Raw genomic sequence first — 16,110 nt, 5'->3', positions numbered from 1 at the left:
CGTCAAAAAACTTCTCTTGAGAGATAAGGTTGCGTTGTGAGCGCCATGCAGGGGATCCCTGGTCACGGCGCGACCTCAAGCGAGTCCATCGTTAGACATAGCTCGACCGTTCGGCGGATGCGCCGCGGTCAGATCAGCGATGTCGGAGAAGGAGAGTTCGCGAGGTCAGCGCGTACTCGACGCGCCTTCGCATGTGGGAGGCTGAACGCTGGACGGATCGGAGACGGCATCGTTGAACGATGGAACTTGTGTCAATACCGCGTTGAATCCGTAGGACATGATACCTCCCCGTCCTGCCGTGATCGCTCACGGCAAGGTCCTGCGTGTGAAAGACAGTCGCTCACGTCGCGAATGTCCCGCCCGTCGTACTAGTCGTCCGCTCGGCTTCGCCATCGCTCGTGCCGGGGTAACTTTGCGATGTCCGTGCGCCTCGCGAGATTGGGATCGCAAGATCCCGCTTGGAGACGTTCAGACAAAGAGCTACCATTCCCATATTGCTATGGGTTTTTGATCCGACATTCGCTTTTTGAAGCGTCGCCTACGTGCACACCGCCGCCGATTTGCACGCTCGCCCCGTTTCCTAAACCGCGCTGGTCTGAAGATCGTGGGCGCCGCTGACACCTAAGGAATACACTAAGCGGAAAGACTCGCAACGAATTGATTCACACTTGAGCCTCCAAAAAAACTTGACGTCGGTTAACGCCGCACGCGACTTGTGCACAGGCTTCGGAGCAAGTTTCTGGATTCGTGCACAGAATCGAAGATGCCGCGCCTTATGTGACGATTCTCCGCCACCGCCGAAATTTTTTAACAAATTCGTCATGCACCCCGACGCGCGGGTGAATTTTCCAAACGCTTGCGATCGCTATGCCGATAAGTGATTAGCGAGACATCGTTTTTTGAGTCTCATTTCACAGGGTAACTCCCGACCGATGTGCGGACCTGGGAATCTACGGTGTGTAGAACTTTCGTCGCCGGCGGATTCAATTCGAGCCCGCGCCGCAGGGGCTTTTGCGACACACGGAAAGTTTCCGCTGTTGCAAAACATCGGCAGGTAGAACTACGGAACGAAACATAGCGCAGGCGGAGGGTCGACCGCGGTGTGACGCGTGCGCGAATATGACAGGCAACAAAAAAGCCCGGCGCGCTGCCGGGCTGTTTGACGCGTGTGATGTTGAATTGATCGTCGATCAATCCGTCGCCGTTGCTTGACGATCTTACTTGGCGAGCTTGGCGATCTGCGCGGTGAGCCGCGAGACTTTGCGGCTGGCGTTGTTCTTGTGAATGATGTTGCGCTGGGCGGCGCGCATCAGGGCGGGCTCGGCATTCGCCAGCGCCTTCACGGCAGCGGAGCGGTCGCCGGTCGCGATGGCTTCTTCGACGTTACGCACGGCACCGCGCATCTGGGTGCGGCGCGACTTGTTGACGGCGGTGCGGCGGGCGATCTTGCGCGTCGCTTTCTTGGCGGAGGTGGTATTGGCCATGGTCTCAATATCCTTTGCGGGTACCGGTCGCGTCTTGGTCGGGTAGCGCCGGCTTGCTTGACCGCGTAATCGACGCTCGGATTTAGGGTGTTCGGTTGCTGGGCTGTCCCCGGAACATGAGCGACAGCCTTGCGGCTGTCTCTGAGGCCCAAAGAGCCTCTAAGCTCAAGGCGCCTGCAACTGCTCAAAGAACAGCGGCGGCAGGATTGCGCCCGCCGCCAGTTGGCGCCCTTATAGAGAGGGTCTTCGGCACCGTCAACGCTTTCCCGGCTGGAAAAGCGGCTTCGGGGGCTCTCCAGGGGGCGTCGTAACGCCCTGAAGAGGTTGAATTTATGCCGTCTCCCGGCTATTGGCTGGCGGCGTTTTGTCGGCTTCTCCGATCGGACGACCATATAGGGTGAGGCATGATCCGCGGCTTTTTCCGACTGATTGGGCTGTTGCTGCTCGCCGGCGGGTTCATCTTCATGGTCTATGACGGCGCCCGCTGGGTGGCCGACCAGACCCTCAGATTCACCCGGTTCGGCCAGTTCTGGAACGACATCAATCAGGCCAGCCAATCGGCATTCCGCACCTGGGTCGAGGCCAAGGCGCCCTGGCTCTGGACCTCGGTGATACGCCTGCTGCTGGATCAGCCGGTCTTCGCCGTCCTCGGCATTCTCGGCATCCTGCTGATGATTCTGTTCCGTCCGCGGAAACCGCTGATCGGCTATTCCCGGGATTGAGCTAACAATTCCCGCCGGGATTGATCTTCAATTTCCACCGGGATCGATCGCGAGACGTGCGGCGTAACAAGGCTGCCCACGCCAGCGTAGATCCCTATATTCCCACCTGATCGCGAGCACGCCGCCCGAGCATCTGGCTCAGGCGACGGAGAGCTCGTTTCGCGGAGATCCGATCATGCTGTTCATGCGCAAGACCACCGCATTGCCGAGCGCAGCCGAGGCGCTGCCCGGCCGTGCGCAAGCGATTCCGACCGCGACCACCCATTTCGTCAACGGCCGCAAGCTGCAGCCGCCTTATCCCGCCGGTTTCGAGCAGGCGGTGTTCGGGCTCGGCTGCTTCTGGGGTGCCGAGCGCAAGTTCTGGCAGCTCGGCGACGGCATCTACACCACCGCCGTCGGCTATGCCGGCGGTCACACGCCGAACCCGACCTATGAAGAGACCTGCTCGGGCCGCACCGGTCACACCGAAGTGGTGCTTGTCGTGTTCGATCCGAGGAAGGTCTCCTACGAGACATTGTTGAAGACGTTCTGGGAGAGCCACACCCCGACGCAAGGCATGCGCCAGGGCAACGACGTCGGGACGCAGTACCGAAGCGCGATCTATACGTTTAGCGACGCGCAGAAGAAGGCGGCTGACGAGTCGAAGGCGCTCTATCAGAAGGCGCTCACAGCCAGGGGCCTCGGCGCCATCACCACCGAGATCGCGCCGGCAGGCGAGTTCTTTTTCGCGGAGGATTACCATCAGCAATATCTGGCGAAGAATCCCGCCGGCTATTGCGGCCTCGGCGGCACCGGCGTGTCCTGCCCGATTGGCGCCGGTGTGAGCGCGTAAGTAAGCTAGCTGCAGACTCGTCATGGCCGGGCTTGTCCCGGCCATCCACGTTCTTGGTGCCGCAAGAGACGGTCGTGGATGCCCGGGACAAGCCCGGGCATGACGGAGTGTGGGGCCGCCGTCGCGTCCGTTTCGTCGCGCCCGCGCCCCCTTCAACGCTTTGTTAACCATAACCGGTGCATCACTTAACCCGTCTCGTTTCGAGGGATTTGGTCCGGTGCCGGTTGCACGCGCGTTTCGATGGTCGATCTTGGCAGCGTCACTGGCAGCGTCCGCCGCGCTGACACTTGGCGGCTGCATGCAGACCGCCGGTCCCGACGCGATGATGCAGCCGCGCGCCGATCTCGACTCCATGGCCTATGGCCAGCCCTACAATGCTCCGCAGCCGGTCGTCGTTGCCAGTGGCGGCGGCGCCATCGGCGCGCTGACCAATTCCTTCGCTCCATCGCCTGCGCCGATGCCTGTCGGCTACGCCGTCCCCATGGCGGCACCAGTACGCTACGATGCCTCCTATCACCTCGACGCCGGCGACAAGCTTCGCGTCGTGGTCTACGGCCAGGAAGGTCTCACCAACAGCTACGCCATCGATGCCGGTGGTTCGATCACGATGCCGCTGATCGGCGGAGTGCCCGCACGCGGTCGCACTCCGGCAGGGCTCGCCGGTGAAATCGCCGCGCGGCTGCGCAACGGCTACATCCGCGAGCCATCGGTCGCTGTCGAGGTCGAGTCCTATCGCCCCTTCTTCATTCTCGGCGAAGTCACCGCGCCCGGCCAATATCCCTATGTGCCGAACATGACGGTCGAGAGCGCGGTCGCGATCGCCGGCGGCTTCTCGCCCCGCGCCAAGCGCGACGTCGTCACCGTCACGCACACCGAGAACGGCGGCTCCATGCGCGCCGTGGTGCCGCTCGGCACCCCCTTGAATCCCGGCGACACCGTGTTCGTCGGCGAGCGCTGGTTCTAGATCCCGCGAACGCCGTTGGGCATGCGCGCGAATGGTGTAGCCGACCGTGCTTGTCCGTCCGCTTAGGGAGTTGCCTCTTTCAACTCCTCGGCGCGCGTTTGGGAGCTGCCGAATCTCTGCAAGATCCAGCCCGCGAACTGCTTGTGGTTCGCCTCTGTGGCGCGAGCGAGTAGCCAGGCAACCAAATTCGAGATGACGATCGCAGTTGTGAACGTCATCCATAGCGGGGACGGCATGAGCCCCACGACGATCTTCACGATGGTATAGTGGACGAGAAAAAGGGTGTACGAATAACCGGCGAAGAACTCGACCACAGGCCTGGCCCGCAGAAGCCAGTTTTGCCCTTGTGCGGCGACCGCAAGGCTCACGAACCACATCGCAAAGTAAGGTTGCGCCGCCAGCGCATATTCGTCGCCGCGCACATGCGCGACGCGCCACCGCCAGAACAGAAAAAATGACAGGACTGCGCAGGCGACGGTCGTAAGCCGATCGATCTTCATGTTGATCGCGATGAAGTAGCCGCCGAAGCCGAGTAGCCAGAGCGCAAAAAGGCTGTGCGAGGCGTTCGGCCTCTCTGCAAAATGGAATAGCGGAAGGGCGCCAGCTGCGATCGCCAGCAAAAGGCCGGCAATTCGGTTGCGTCCCCTGCACAGGAAGAACAGGCCGCCGACGAAGAAGTAGATGTGAAACTCGATCGCGAGCGTGCCCAGCTGGCCTGCCGAGCCGAAGGCCCCTCCGCCCCACTCGCCCGGGTAGCCCTGCAACATCAGCAGGTTCCTGAAGAAGCTGGTCAGGCTGTCGAGCTGAAACGATGGCAAGCCGAGCGTGAACGCGACATAATCCAGCGCTGCGATGAGGAAGAGGGCCGGGGCGTAAGCTGAATAGATGCGTGCGACGCGCTCGACGCAATAGTTCAACAGAGAGTAGCCGGCGGACTTGGTTCGGTAGTGAAGGGTATAGGCTATCACGAAACCAGAGAGGACAAAAAACAACAGAACGCCGATCTCTGGGATGAGCGTCGGCTCGGCTCCGCCGAATTGCGCGAAAGTCCAATTCCAGGCGTGTCCAACGCACACCATCTGGGCTGCCAGCGCGCGGAGAAGATCGAGGAGCGTCGACGTGTCGTTCTTCGTCCGGTCAAGGCTGAACATCTTCGAAGACATTTCCGTGCTGACGGTCACCGATCTCGCGCAAAAGCTGCGTTAGACCTTACACAGCTTGGGGTCCATTGCACACTCTGCCATCAAGTTTTGGTTGAGCATGGTTTACCATCGCGACTTATCAGCTCAGGCCCCTCAGACGCGGCGCTCTTGTCCAGCCACTCACCTTCGAAAATCCAGCCGTCCGTCCGGAAAGCATCCGTCGATCCTATCAGCGTCGACCACGCGCCCGACCCATGGCCGTGTGATCGCCGGCGTGGTCAGGTTGATGTATTTCCCGACCAGGCGTCCCGCGCCGTCGCGCGCGGCGTCGATCAGCCCGTGCCGGCGTCCGTTGTCCCAGTCGAAGCGCAGGTAGATCCGGCTCCCAGCGATGCGGATCTCCGCGCGCCCCTGTTTCCACTTATCCTGGGTATCGCCGGCAATGGTCGGATCGGCGCCGCCGTTCCAGCGGCTTGCCCAGCGGCCTTCGAGCGGATCGGATGGCACTGCGATCACGACCCACGCCGCCGAGTTGCCGTCGGCGGCATCGCTGGGCAGCGTGGCCGTCGCAGCATAATCCATCACCTCGCAATCATCGGGTGAGGGAACATCCATGGTTCCGAACGGATTGCGGATGACGAGGTGCGTGATGGCCTGCTGCATGGCGATCTCCGGCGTAAGTTGGCTTGATCAGCCAGCTCTATCGCCGGGCGGCAGGATGCAGCCACCCGATTTCTGCTCTGAGGGATCCGCGCCCTATTTCAGATGCTTCGCGAAAAAGTCCATGCTGCGCGGCCAGGCGATGTCGGCGCTGGCCTTGTCGTAGCTGGCGCGTTCGTCGCAATGGAAGCCGTGCTGGGCGCCGGGATAGACGAACACCTCGACGTCCGGCCGCTTCGACTTGATGGTCTCGACGTCGGTCAGCGGGATGCCCGCATCCTTCTCGCCGAAATGCAGTTGCGTCGGCACCTTCGGTGTCTCCTCGGCAAAGCGCACGACCGCGCCGCCGTAATAGCCGATCGCAGCCTTCAGTCCCGACAGCCGCGTCGCCGCGACGAAGGCGATGCTGCCTCCCAGGCAAAAGCCGATGATGCCGACCGGACCCACGCTCTTCACCGCATCGATCGCGGCCTGGGTGTCGCGCAGCATCGCGGCCCAATCGGGGCTGGCGACGAACTTGCGCGCTTCGGCGATCTCATCGGGCGAATAGCCCGACTGGAAGCCCGGCGTGGTGCGGTCGAAGATCGACGGCGCGATCGCCACGTAGCCTTCCCCGGCGAGGCGGTCGCAGACCGAGCGGATGTGGTGATTGACGCCAAAGATCTCCTGGATCACCACCACCGCGCCCTTCGGCGTGCCACCGGGATCGGTGCGATAGGCACCGAGCTGGAAATTGTCGGAGGCCGTCAGCTTGATGTCTTGTCCCACGCGGGTTGTCCTTCTTGGTTGATCGTCGATTGCTCCACAAACTCGTCATGCCCGGGCTTGTCCCGGGCATCCACGTCTGCATGTCTTCGTCAGAAGAACGTGGATGGCCGGGACGAGCCCGGCCATGACGATCCGGAAAGTTCAGCGCGCAACGCCCTCACTCCCACATCCAGTTCTCGCCGTAATCCTCCTTCCATCCCGCCAGCCGTCCGTGACGGAATTGCAGGAACAGGCGGTGGCGGTAGGGGATCAAGCCGCTGCCGCCGACGTTGCGCAGGGCGAGATAGATCTCGTTGCCGGGGCGTCCGCGCACATAGTGCAGGGGTTGCCTGAGGGCACGGGCGGTCTGCTCGGCATCCATGCCGAAGGCGAGCGGAATGTTGTTTGATAAGGTCGTGACGAAGGGCTGGCGCGCCGGCACCGCCCCGAAGGGTTCGGCCTGCGCTGCCGACAACAGCGCCGCCATTGCGCCCGCCGCGAAGATCGCTCGCATCATGGTCTCGCGTCCCTGATTGCTTATGCCGGCAAGTTCTTCAGGAAAGGCTCGACCGCGTCAACAAAAGCCTTGGGCTGATCGATGTTGACGGCGTGGCCGGCCGCGGGGATCACGACCTTTTGTGCGCCCGGGATTTTTGCCTTCATGTAATCGGACGCTGCGAGGAACGGGGTGTCGTCGGCGCCGACCACGATCAGGCTGGGCACCTTGATGTCGGGCAACAGCTCGATCACGCGCGCATCCCGCTGGGTCAGCATGCCGCGCGCGGCCAGCGCCAATCCCCTGGCGTCGCGATGACTGGCAGTGGCGCGCTCGCGCGTCGCCGATTTCAGCATGTCGAGACCTTCGCGATCGAGCCTGTCGGCGGTGCCGAGCGCCCGCGCATTCCAGGCCTCGCGCGCGTCGTCCTTCTTGAAGCCGGGGCCGGTGTCGATGATCAGCAGCGCGCGGGCGCGTTCCGGATAGGCGCGATAGAACGCCAGCGACATGTAGCCGCCGAGCGAGAGACCACCGATGATGGCACGCTCCGCGCCGACGGCATCGAGGATCGCCGCCATGTCGCCGACCGTCAGCGCTTCGCTGTAGGCGTTGGGATCATCGGGATAACCGGACTGGCCGTGGCCGCGCATGTCCCACAGGATCAGCTGATGGTCCTTTGCGAGCGCATCGATTTGCCCGTGCCACATCGCCGAGGTCGAGGAATAGCCATGGGTGAGCAGCAGCGGCGGCCCGTTGCCGTGAACTTCGTAGTAGATCCCGACACCGTCCCGATCGATCCTTGGCATTGTTTCCGCCTCGTTCGTTTTTCATCCCGGTGACGGCCAGCGTCCGCGGTTCACCTCTCCCGAGAGGAGGGAAGGTAAGCGCCTCGCAATGGCTTCACCTCACTTGGTCTCAGTCTAGCCCGCTAAGTTACCTGGAAGAAACTGCCTGAACGCGATTGCACGCATGTCTGATGCCCGCGCTGTTGCGTTCAGTGGCTGCGCCGGCGCCATTGGCGCAGCGCACAACGAGCAAGTGCAGCGGTGGCTTTTTCGACTCGTTCCAAATTGCATTTGCCACCGCACCCGAACCCGATCATTCTTGCGGCCAAGGCTGGCGCCGGCCCGGTGGGCGTCCGCCATTCAAGTTGCCGCCGTAAGCGGCTTCATGCACCGGCAGGGGAAGACGCCTATGCCAACTCTCACCATCAACGGGCGGAGTCTGTCCGTGGATGCGGCGAACGACACGCCGCTCCTCTGGGCAATCCGCGAGCAATTGCAAATGACCGGCACCAAGTTCGGCTGCGGTGCCGGGCTGTGCGGAGCCTGCACCGTGCACGTCAACGGCGAAGCCGTGCGCTCGTGCCAGACCATGGTCGGCGATGTCGCCGGCAAGAAGATCACCACCATCGAAGGCCTCTCCGCCAAGGGCGACCATCCCTTGCAGAAGGCGTGGGTCGCCGAGCAGGTGCCGCAATGCGGCTACTGCCAGTCCGGGCAGATCATGCAGGCGGCGTCGCTGCTGTCGAAGAATCCCAATCCGACCAAGGAAGAGGTCGTGGCGCATATGGACGGCAATCTCTGCCGCTGCATGACGTATTCGCGGATCCAGAAGGCGATCATGCGGGCTGCCACCGAGATGCGCACCGCGTCCGCCTCCGGCAACGAACGGAGGCCCACATGAACAAGCACATCAAGAACGTCATGCCCGAGACGACCGATCTCAGCCGCCGCTCCTTCCTCGTCGGCACCGCCGCGACCGGCCTCGTGCTCGGCTATGCCGGCGTGCCCGGCATCGAGTCCGCATCGGCTGCGGCTCCCGCCAGTTTCGAGCCGAGCGTCTGGTATGCGATCTCGCCCGATGGTCTCGTTACCGTGACCTGCGGCAAGGCCGACATGGGCCAGCACATCGCCTCCACCATGGCGCAGATCGTCTGCGAAGAGCTTGGCGCGAAATGGAGCGATATGCGGGTGCAGCTCGCCTCCAACGACCCGAAGTTCAACGATCCCGTGCTGGGCGCGCAGATCACCGGCGGCAGCTGGTCGACCATGATGAACTTCGACGCCATGAGCCGGGCCGGTGCGGCCGGACGCATGGCGTTGACCGAAGGTGCGGCCGCTTCCATGGGCGTGCCGGCTTCGGAGCTTGTGGTGCGCGATTCCGTGATCTCGCATCCGAAGTCGAAGAAGCAGATGTCGTTCGCTGATGTCGTCAAGAGCGGCAAGGCGACGAAAACCTTCACGCCGGACGAGCTCAAGGCGATCAAGCTGAAGTCGCCGGATCAATACACCATGATCGGCGTGTCGGTGCCGCAGCTCGACATCCCCTCCAAGACCAACGGCACGGCCAAGTACGGCATCGACGTGATGCTGCCGGGCATGGCCTACGGCGCGATCGTCACCCCGCCGGTGCGCTTCGGCGCCACGGTGAAATCGGTCGACGACAGCGCCGCCAAGAAGGTGCCGGGCTTCATCAAGGCCGTCACCCTCGACGACAAGACGCAGACGACATCGGGCTGGGTCGTCGCGGTCGCCAGCACCTATGCCAACGCCAAGAAGGCGGCGCAGGCGCTGAAGATCGCCTATGACGGCGGTCCGAATGCGAAGGTGTCGAGCCAGTCGCTGCTCGATGAGGCCAAGCGGCTTCAGAAGCTGGAGGATTCCGGCCAGTTCTTCGTCAAGGACGGCGATCCCGCAGCCGCCTTCGGCTCGGCGGCCAAGGTGGTGGAGGCGGAGTACACCACCAGCATCAACATCCACGCGCCGATGGAGCCGATGAACGCCACCGCGGAGTTCAAGGGCGACATCCTGCACATCTATTCCGGCAACCAGTTCGCGACGCGCTCAGGTGCGATCGCGGCGGGCGCTGCCGGGATCGATCCGAAGTTCGTGGTCATGCACCAGATGTGGCTCGGCGGTGGCTTCGGCCGCAGGCTCGATGCCGACATGATGATCCCCGCCGTGCAGGCGGCGAAAGCGGTCGGCAAGCCGGTGAAGGTGATCTATACGCGCGAGAATGACATGACGATGGATTTCTCGCGTCCGCTCACCTACCAGAAAGTGAAAGCCGGCGTGGACGGCGACGGCAAGCTGACAGCGCTCAGCCACGACGTGGTCTCGGCCTGGCCGACCGCCCGCTGGGGAATCCCCGACTTCCTGACGCCCTCGGTCGACAAGAAGGGGCCGCTCGACAGCTTCACTGTCAACGGCGCCGACTTCTTCTACACGGTGCCCAACCATTATGTGCGCGCGATCAAGAACGAGCTCGCGCACAACGCGACGCCGTCCGGCCAGCTCCGTTCGGTGGCACCGGGTTGGACCTTCTGGGCGGTCGAAAGCATGATCGACGAGATCGCTGCTGCGACCGGCAAGGACCCGGCCCAGTTCCGCATCTCGCTGCTCGACGGCGCCGGCAAGAACGACGGCGGCGCGCAGCGGCTGCGCAACACGTTGCTCGCCGCGATGGGCCTTGCCGGCTATGGTAGCCGCAAGCTGCCGAAGGGTGAGGGAATGGGCGTCGCCTGCGTGTCGTCGCAGGAGCGCGCAAGCGCGAGCTGGACGGCCTGCGTCGCCCATGTCGCAGTGGCTCCCTCGGGCGAGGTGACCGTGAAGAAGCTCACGGTCGCAACCGACGTCGGCACCCAGGTGCATCCCGACAACATCCGTGCCCAGGTCGAGGGCGCGGCGCTGTGGGGCCTGTCGCTGGCCTTGTACGAGAAGGCGACGCTGAAGGACGGTGGCATCGAGCAGACCAATTTCGACAGCTACACGCCCTTGCGCATGAGCCAGGTGCCCGAGGTCGCGGTCACCGTGATCGCCAATGGCGAGAAGGCCACCGGCGTCGGCGAGCCCGCGGTGACGGTGGTCGCGCCGGCAATAGGCAACGCCATCTTCAACGCCAGCGGCGCCCGCGTGCGGGCCCTGCCGATCACGGCCGAAGCCGTGAAGGGCGCGATGAAGGCGTAAGGCTGGTCTAAGGCTGCTTGAGACAATCCGCCGGAGGGCCAACCTCCGGCGGATTTGCTTGTCATGCGGAAAGCCGCATCAACTTATTCCCAGTGCGCCGCTGCGATGGCAGGACATCATGGAATGATGCGAGCTTCACGCAGCCGCACAAACAGGTTGAAAAAGCTCTCGTCGGTCGCCTGGTAGTCCAGGAAGCCAAGCTTTCGGCTCTTGGTCATGTCGGTCACCACCTCGATTGGACGCCCGAGATCGGCATCGGTGTGCCAGGCCGAGGCTAATCGGCCGAGATCAGGCTCCGCCAAGCGATATTTGCGTGCGATGTCGGTCCAGACCGGACCAGCATCGATCAATTGGCGCTCCAGCGGAATTCCTTCCCCGGGATAGGGCGCCGGCGGGATCCCGAACCAATCAGCTAGCCGGGTCCACATCCAGCTCCAGCGAAAGACATCGCCGTTGACGATATTGAAGGCCTGGTTGCGCGCAGCCTCCGTCGTGGCGGCCCATTCGAGATGACGGGCCAGGAGTGTCGCATCGGTCATGTCGGTGAGACCGTTCCACTGCACGGCCGATCCCGGAAACGAAAACGGCTGCCCGGTTTCCCGGCAGATCGTCGCATACACCGCGAGGGTAACGCCCATGTTCATGGCGTTGCCGACGGCGTAACCGATGATGGTGTGTGGCCGGTGCACGCTCCAGCCGAACCCGTTGCGCTTCGATGCGGCAAAGACTTCGTCTTCCTGCGCGTAGTAGAAATTCTCGATATCGAGCCGCGCCTGGTCCTCGCGGAACGGAGTTGCCGGCAATTTGCCCTTGCCGTACGCCTCGAACGGTCCGAGATAATGCTTCAGGCCGGTGACGAGTGCGACATGCTTGACCGAACCCGCCGCCGCGACCGCGTCCAGCACGTTGCGCACCATCGCGGCGTTGACGCGGATGTTGTCCGCTTCGGTTTGCTGCCGAAGCCAGGTGCTGATGAAGACAGCGGTGGGGCTGAGTCCCATCAGGGCCGAACGAAGCGCAGCTGGATCGAGAAGATCCGCCGCAACCGGGGAAAGGCCGTCGATGTCGGTCGGTGGCCGCCGGGCCAGCCCATGGACCTCCCACCCGCGCTCGAGGAGGCGCCGGGCGAGATTGTTGCCGACGATGCCACTGGCGCCAACCACGAGTGCGGAGCCTGCCATGTTCCGTTGTTCCCATTTTGTGATCCACGTTAGATAGGGACGGACTACGGGTCGGCGAGCAATTTCAGTCGCGGTCGTCGATCACTGTTCCGACATCGCAAGGGTCTCCGATTGGGCGAAAAACCTGGAGGGCGTGGTTGGGCTGATGGCGAGAAAACTGAAGACCTATCAGACATCGCTGGGCTTCTTCGAGCAGGCCATCGCCGCGCCGTCGATGAAGGCTGCCCTGGAGGCGTGGGGCGCCGACAGCAATCTTTTCCACCAGGGCGCGGCGAAAGAGAGCCGCGATCCAGACATTATCGCCGCGACCATGGCGAAGCCGGGCGTCGTTCTCAAACGGCCCGTGGGATCCGACGGGCCGTTTGGTGAGAACGCCGAACTGCCGAAGAATCTCGGAGAGGACGGGCGCAAGAGGGCTGCCCCCAAGTCCGCAGGTCGCAAGTCGGCAGGTGGCAAGGCGAAAAAATCTTCGGCCCGATCGGCCAAGGCGGACGACCGGAAAGCGGCTCAAGCGTACGAACGCGAGCGGCAAAGCCGCGAGCGCGCGGAGGCCAAGGAGGAGGCGGCCCGGCAGAAAGAGCGCGAGCGCAGGCAGCGGGCCGTCGACAAGGCGCAGAAGACTTTGGACAAGGCCAGGGAAGAGCACACCCAACGCGTGGCTGCCTTGCGAGCCGAAATCGAGAGGATCGAGACGAGGCTGAATGCAGAAGATGCCGACTGGACCGAGAAGCACGACAGGCTCAAGGCGTCGTTGCGGCGGGCGCGCGATTAGATCGGGCCCGCCGGCGATGGCTGCGGAGGGCGGGCGCGATCGCCTGAAATATCCCTTTATCATCAATGGCCCGGCTACTGTGCATGGGGTTGTTTTCGACCTTTGAGGCTGGAGCCGCCCCGAACCGACATTCCGTAAAATTGCGCCCAATTCCGCAAGGTTCCATTGAGCACGCCTCTTAAGGGCCGGAGAACCTGATCCGGCTTAGGCTTGAGGCCAAATCCAGTCCCATGCTTTGGGGAAGTCATGAACGCGCCAGCCAAAACCGCCGCCAAACGCCGGCTTCTGCTCGCCTCCGACCGGAGCGATGCGAGCAGCGAACTCGCCAGCATCCTGAAGGCGGTCGGCGACGTCTCGATGGTGACGACGCAAGGGATTCCCGAGCAGCCCTCGCGCGATCTCTCCGGCCTCGTGGTCGACATCAACCTGCGCTCGCCCGAGAGCGTGCAGCGGGTGCGCAACAAGCTGCGCGGCGATGCCTATCGCGCGATGCCGCGGCTGTTCGTGCTCGCCGACGCCCTGCATCACGGCACCATGCAGGCCTGGGCGCTGGGCGCCACCGACACCATCTCGCGGCCGCTCCAGGCGGACGCCATCCTCCAGCGCATCCGCGCCGCCTTCCCCGACACAGCCGCCTATGACGCGACCGACCGCGGCAAGACGCTCAACCGCGGCGTCGAGGCCGCGCACGCGGTGCTGGCGAAGATGTTCGAGAAGCTGCCGCTCGGCGTGCCCCTGACCTTCGACGACGTCATCGCCGCCGAGAGCAAGATCCTGAAGGCGATCAAGCACTCCTCGCTGCGCGAATGGCTCACCACCGTGGGCTGCCACCATGTCGGCAGCTACCGGCACTGCCTGTTCGTCACCGGCTTCGCCGTCTCCTTCGCGCAGCATCTCGGCATGCGCGAGGACGACCAGCGCCGCCTGACCCGCGCCGCGCTGCTGCACGATGTCGGCAAGGCCTTCGTTCCCTCCGCGCTGCTCGACAAGCCCGGCAAGCTCACCGACGAGGAGATGTCCGAGGTCCGCCAGCATCCGCGCCGCGGCTATGACGCGCTCGCCGCGCAAGGCAGCTTCCCGCCGGAGATGCTCGACGTGATCCTGCATCACCACGAATTCCTCGACGGCTCGGGCTATCCGAACGGCCTGTCGTCGAACCAGATCAGCGACATCGTGCGTCTGACGACGATCGTCGACATCTACGCGGCCCTGGTGGAGAAGCGCGCCTATCGCATGCCGTTCACCCACTCGCGCGCCTTCACGATGATGGAAGGCATGGGCGGCAAGCTCGATCAGCAGCTGCTGCAGGCGTTCAGGCCGGTGGCGCTGGGGTCGTTCTGACAATAGCCTGTCATTCCGGGTTCGCGCTTCGCGCGCCCCGGAATGACATTCCTTCACCCCACCATCTTCCTGAGCTCCGCTTTCGCCACCTTTTCCAGCGTCGAGCGCGGCATGTCGTCGACGAGCCTGATCTCGCGCGGCACCTTGAAGTCGGCAAGGCCGTTGCGGCAGGCGGCCATCACGCGCTCGTGCAGATCTGGTGCAGCGCCCGCGACGCCGCCATGCGGGATGATGAAGACGACGGGCACCTCGTCCAGCATCGGATGTTTCTTCGCCACCACGGCCGCCTCGCGCACACCCGGAACCACCGCGATCACCTGCTCGATCTCGGAGGCCGCGACGTTCTCGCCGCCGACCTTCAGCATGTCCTTGGCACGGTCGCCGAATTTGATGAAGCCGTTCGCAAGCCGCTCGACGCGGTCGCCGGTGAGGAAGAAGCCGTGCGCGTCGAAGCTCTCGCGCGTCGCTTTTTCGTTGTGCAGATACTCGGCGAACAGCGACAGGCCGGGGATGCCCTTGATCGCGAGATTGCCGGTGTCGCCGATTTCGGTCGGCCGTCCATCGTCGTCGGTGATGCGGATTTGATATTCCGGCGCGGCGCGGCCGATCGACATGGGTATGTTGGGCTGGTCGACCTCGCCGACGATGCCGTGGGTGATGGTCTCGGTCATGCCCCACCAGCCGATCATCTTGATCCCGAAGGCGGCGAAGGCCGGCGGCTCGTTGATGGCGGTGCCCCACAGGCGGAAGCTGTGGTCTTTCGGGATCTCCTGCTCGAGCAGCGCCTTCATGCAGAACGGAATCGTCGAGGTCCAGGTCGCGCCGTGCTCGCGCGCGACGCCCCAGAACCGGCTGGCGGAGAAGCGTGGCTGGATCACGCAGGAGCCGCCGACCCACAGCGTCGCCAGCATGGAGTAGGCGAGAGCGTTGGTGTGGAACAGCGGCAGATAGGTCTGGTGCACGTCGCTCCCATGGAGGTCCTCGTGCGCGGCGTTGATCTTGGCGCCCCACAGCGCGTTGGCGTGGGTCCACAGCACGGCCTTGGGGCGCGAGGTCGTGCCCGAGGTGTACTGCACGCTGCACGGCGCCAGTGGATCGGCCGCGCGCCTGGGGCGGTCGGCACTGTCGGCGAACAGGGATTCAAAACTGTCGCCGCGCGAGACGCCGTGCACGGGCGCGGCGCCGGCATCATGCGAGGTCACCGCCATCCAGCCTATGTTGCGGCAGTTCTGCGCGACGATCTCGGCATAGGCCGGCTGCGTGATCGCGGCGACCGCGCCGCAATGATCGGCAAAATACGCGATCTCGGCCGGCGCCGAGCGGGTGTTGGTGGTGACTGCGATGGCCCCGAGCTCGACGCAGGCAAACCAGGCCAGCAGCGCCTCGATGCAATTGTCGAGATGAATGAGCACATATTCGCCCGGCTTCACGCCGCGCCGTGCCAGCCCCGCCGCGAGCGCACCGACCCGCTCGTGAAACTCGCCATAGCTCCAGCGCCTCGCCGGCGCATCGAACGGCGCCCAGATCAGGAATGGATGATCACGCCGCACTTCGGCGCGCATCCTCAGGAGCCAGGGTACGTCTAGGCCATCGAATGGGCTGACGATCCCGGCTGCGGTCTGTTGAACTGACATGGCTCCTCCCCGTGCAGCCTGCATCTTGATGGCGGCTGCCTTTTGATGATTGCGTCTTCCTGCCATCGGATGAAGCGGGGAGCAAATGAGGGGATGGCGCGCGCTGGGCAGTGACAGCGTGCTCGTTCTCTCCTTCGTCATTCCGGGATGGTCCAAAGGACCAGATC

15 protein-coding genes are annotated in these 16,110 nt (G+C 63.8%); 7 read left to right on the top strand and 8 right to left on the bottom strand.

What is annotated here, in order from left to right; translation table 11 throughout:
- Nucleotides 1-1,217 precede the first annotated feature (1,217 nt).
- Nucleotides 1,218-1,484: a 30S ribosomal protein S20 gene (rpsT, locus tag CIT39_RS33130; protein ID WP_094976146.1), complete on the bottom strand. Its 267-nt coding sequence runs from the start codon at nt 1,482-1,484 to the stop codon at nt 1,218-1,220.
- A 404-nt stretch (nt 1,485-1,888) separates the two neighbouring features.
- Here rpsT and CIT39_RS33125 point away from each other — a divergent pair, with 404 nt between their 5' ends.
- The 3 genes from CIT39_RS33125 to CIT39_RS33115 all read left to right on the top strand — a co-directional run bounded on the left by CIT39_RS33125 (nt 1,889) and on the right by CIT39_RS33115 (nt 4,002).
- Nucleotides 1,889-2,206 carry a hypothetical protein gene (locus CIT39_RS33125; protein ID WP_028133689.1) on the top strand — a complete coding sequence of 106 codons (318 nt, stop codon included), beginning with the start codon at nt 1,889-1,891 and terminating at the stop codon, nt 2,204-2,206.
- Between the two features lie 175 nt (nt 2,207-2,381).
- Nucleotides 2,382-3,038: a peptide-methionine (S)-S-oxide reductase MsrA gene (gene msrA / locus CIT39_RS33120; protein WP_094976147.1), complete on the top strand. Its 657-nt coding sequence runs from the start codon at nt 2,382-2,384 to the stop codon at nt 3,036-3,038.
- Nucleotides 3,039-3,255: 217 nt separating this feature from the next.
- Entirely contained in the window at nt 3,256-4,002 is a 747-nt protein-coding gene (locus CIT39_RS33115; protein WP_094976148.1) for a polysaccharide biosynthesis/export family protein, read from the top strand.
- Between the two features lie 62 nt (nt 4,003-4,064).
- Here CIT39_RS33115 and CIT39_RS33110 read toward each other — a convergent pair whose 3' ends face one another.
- The 5 genes from CIT39_RS33110 to CIT39_RS33090 all read right to left on the bottom strand — a co-directional run bounded on the left by CIT39_RS33110 (nt 4,065) and on the right by CIT39_RS33090 (nt 7,853).
- The gene (locus CIT39_RS33110; RefSeq protein ID WP_162308819.1) at nt 4,065-5,183 is read right to left on the bottom strand and encodes an acyltransferase family protein; all 1,119 of its coding nucleotides are present in this window, start codon (nt 5,181-5,183) and stop codon (nt 4,065-4,067) included.
- A 141-nt stretch (nt 5,184-5,324) separates the two neighbouring features.
- Nucleotides 5,325-5,807, bottom strand: coding sequence for a hypothetical protein (locus CIT39_RS33105; RefSeq protein WP_094976149.1), 483 nt, complete (start codon nt 5,805-5,807; stop codon nt 5,325-5,327).
- A gap of 93 nt (nt 5,808-5,900) precedes the next feature.
- The gene (locus CIT39_RS33100; RefSeq protein ID WP_094976150.1) at nt 5,901-6,572 is read right to left on the bottom strand and encodes a dienelactone hydrolase family protein; all 672 of its coding nucleotides are present in this window, start codon (nt 6,570-6,572) and stop codon (nt 5,901-5,903) included.
- A gap of 157 nt (nt 6,573-6,729) precedes the next feature.
- Complete coding sequence (locus CIT39_RS33095) at nt 6,730-7,068, bottom strand: hypothetical protein (RefSeq protein WP_094976151.1); 339 nt, start codon at nt 7,066-7,068, stop codon at nt 6,730-6,732.
- 20 nt (nt 7,069-7,088) lie between these two features.
- On the bottom strand, nt 7,089-7,853 hold the full coding sequence (locus CIT39_RS33090) for an alpha/beta fold hydrolase (RefSeq protein WP_094976152.1): 765 nt from the start codon (nt 7,851-7,853) through the stop codon (nt 7,089-7,091).
- A gap of 388 nt (nt 7,854-8,241) precedes the next feature.
- Between CIT39_RS33090 and CIT39_RS33085 the strand changes: the two genes are divergently transcribed.
- Nucleotides 8,242-8,733: a (2Fe-2S)-binding protein gene (locus CIT39_RS33085; RefSeq protein WP_094976153.1), complete on the top strand. Its 492-nt coding sequence runs from the start codon at nt 8,242-8,244 to the stop codon at nt 8,731-8,733.
- On the top strand, nt 8,730-11,015 hold the full coding sequence (locus CIT39_RS33080) for a xanthine dehydrogenase family protein molybdopterin-binding subunit (protein ID WP_094976154.1): 2,286 nt from the start codon (nt 8,730-8,732) through the stop codon (nt 11,013-11,015). Before CIT39_RS33085 ends, CIT39_RS33080 begins: the two co-directional genes overlap by 4 nt.
- 116 nt (nt 11,016-11,131) lie before the next feature.
- Here the strand turns inward: CIT39_RS33080 and CIT39_RS33075 are convergent, their stop codons facing one another.
- Nucleotides 11,132-12,196, bottom strand: coding sequence for an SDR family oxidoreductase (locus CIT39_RS33075; RefSeq protein ID WP_094976155.1), 1,065 nt, complete (start codon nt 12,194-12,196; stop codon nt 11,132-11,134).
- A gap of 145 nt (nt 12,197-12,341) precedes the next feature.
- On the opposite strand from CIT39_RS33075, the gene CIT39_RS33070 reads away from it, so the two are divergent.
- Both CIT39_RS33070 and CIT39_RS33065 read left to right on the top strand, forming a co-directional pair.
- Nucleotides 12,342-12,968 (top strand): cell envelope biogenesis protein TolA, encoded by a 627-nt coding sequence (locus CIT39_RS33070; protein WP_094976156.1) that lies wholly within the window; start codon nt 12,342-12,344, stop codon nt 12,966-12,968.
- Between the two features lie 246 nt (nt 12,969-13,214).
- A complete protein-coding gene (locus CIT39_RS33065) occupies nt 13,215-14,309 on the top strand; it encodes an HD-GYP domain-containing protein (RefSeq protein ID WP_094976157.1) in 1,095 nt (364 codons plus the stop codon).
- A 53-nt stretch (nt 14,310-14,362) separates the two neighbouring features.
- Here the strand turns inward: CIT39_RS33065 and CIT39_RS33060 are convergent, their stop codons facing one another.
- Complete coding sequence (locus CIT39_RS33060; protein ID WP_094977010.1) at nt 14,363-15,943, bottom strand: AMP-binding protein; 1,581 nt, start codon at nt 15,941-15,943, stop codon at nt 14,363-14,365.
- Nucleotides 15,944-16,110 lie beyond the last annotated feature (167 nt).

This window comes from Bradyrhizobium symbiodeficiens, assembly GCF_002266465.3.
GTDB lineage: Bacteria > Pseudomonadota > Alphaproteobacteria > Rhizobiales > Xanthobacteraceae > Bradyrhizobium > Bradyrhizobium symbiodeficiens.
The sequence above is the reverse complement of the archived record's forward strand: the minus strand, read 5'-3'. Positions and strand labels throughout refer to the sequence as shown.

Coding starts and splice junctions, on each gene's coding strand:
- rpsT (WP_094976146.1), bottom strand. CDS start 1,484: ATGGCCAATACCACCTCCGCCAAGAAAGCGACGCGCAAGATCGCCCGC.
- CIT39_RS33125 (WP_028133689.1), top strand. CDS start 1,889: ATGATCCGCGGCTTTTTCCGACTGATTGGGCTGTTGCTGCTCGCCGGC.
- msrA (WP_094976147.1), top strand. CDS start 2,382: ATGCTGTTCATGCGCAAGACCACCGCATTGCCGAGCGCAGCCGAGGCG.
- CIT39_RS33105 (WP_094976149.1), bottom strand. CDS start 5,807: ATGCAGCAGGCCATCACGCACCTCGTCATCCGCAATCCGTTCGGAACC.
- CIT39_RS33095 (WP_094976151.1), bottom strand. CDS start 7,068: ATGATGCGAGCGATCTTCGCGGCGGGCGCAATGGCGGCGCTGTTGTCG.
- CIT39_RS33090 (WP_094976152.1), bottom strand. CDS start 7,853: ATGCCAAGGATCGATCGGGACGGTGTCGGGATCTACTACGAAGTTCAC.
- CIT39_RS33085 (WP_094976153.1), top strand. CDS start 8,242: ATGCCAACTCTCACCATCAACGGGCGGAGTCTGTCCGTGGATGCGGCG.
- CIT39_RS33080 (WP_094976154.1), top strand. CDS start 8,730: ATGAACAAGCACATCAAGAACGTCATGCCCGAGACGACCGATCTCAGC.
- CIT39_RS33075 (WP_094976155.1), bottom strand. CDS start 12,196: ATGGCAGGCTCCGCACTCGTGGTTGGCGCCAGTGGCATCGTCGGCAAC.
- CIT39_RS33070 (WP_094976156.1), top strand. CDS start 12,342: ATGGCGAGAAAACTGAAGACCTATCAGACATCGCTGGGCTTCTTCGAG.
- CIT39_RS33065 (WP_094976157.1), top strand. CDS start 13,215: ATGAACGCGCCAGCCAAAACCGCCGCCAAACGCCGGCTTCTGCTCGCC.
- CIT39_RS33060 (WP_094977010.1), bottom strand. CDS start 15,943: ATGTCAGTTCAACAGACCGCAGCCGGGATCGTCAGCCCATTCGATGGC.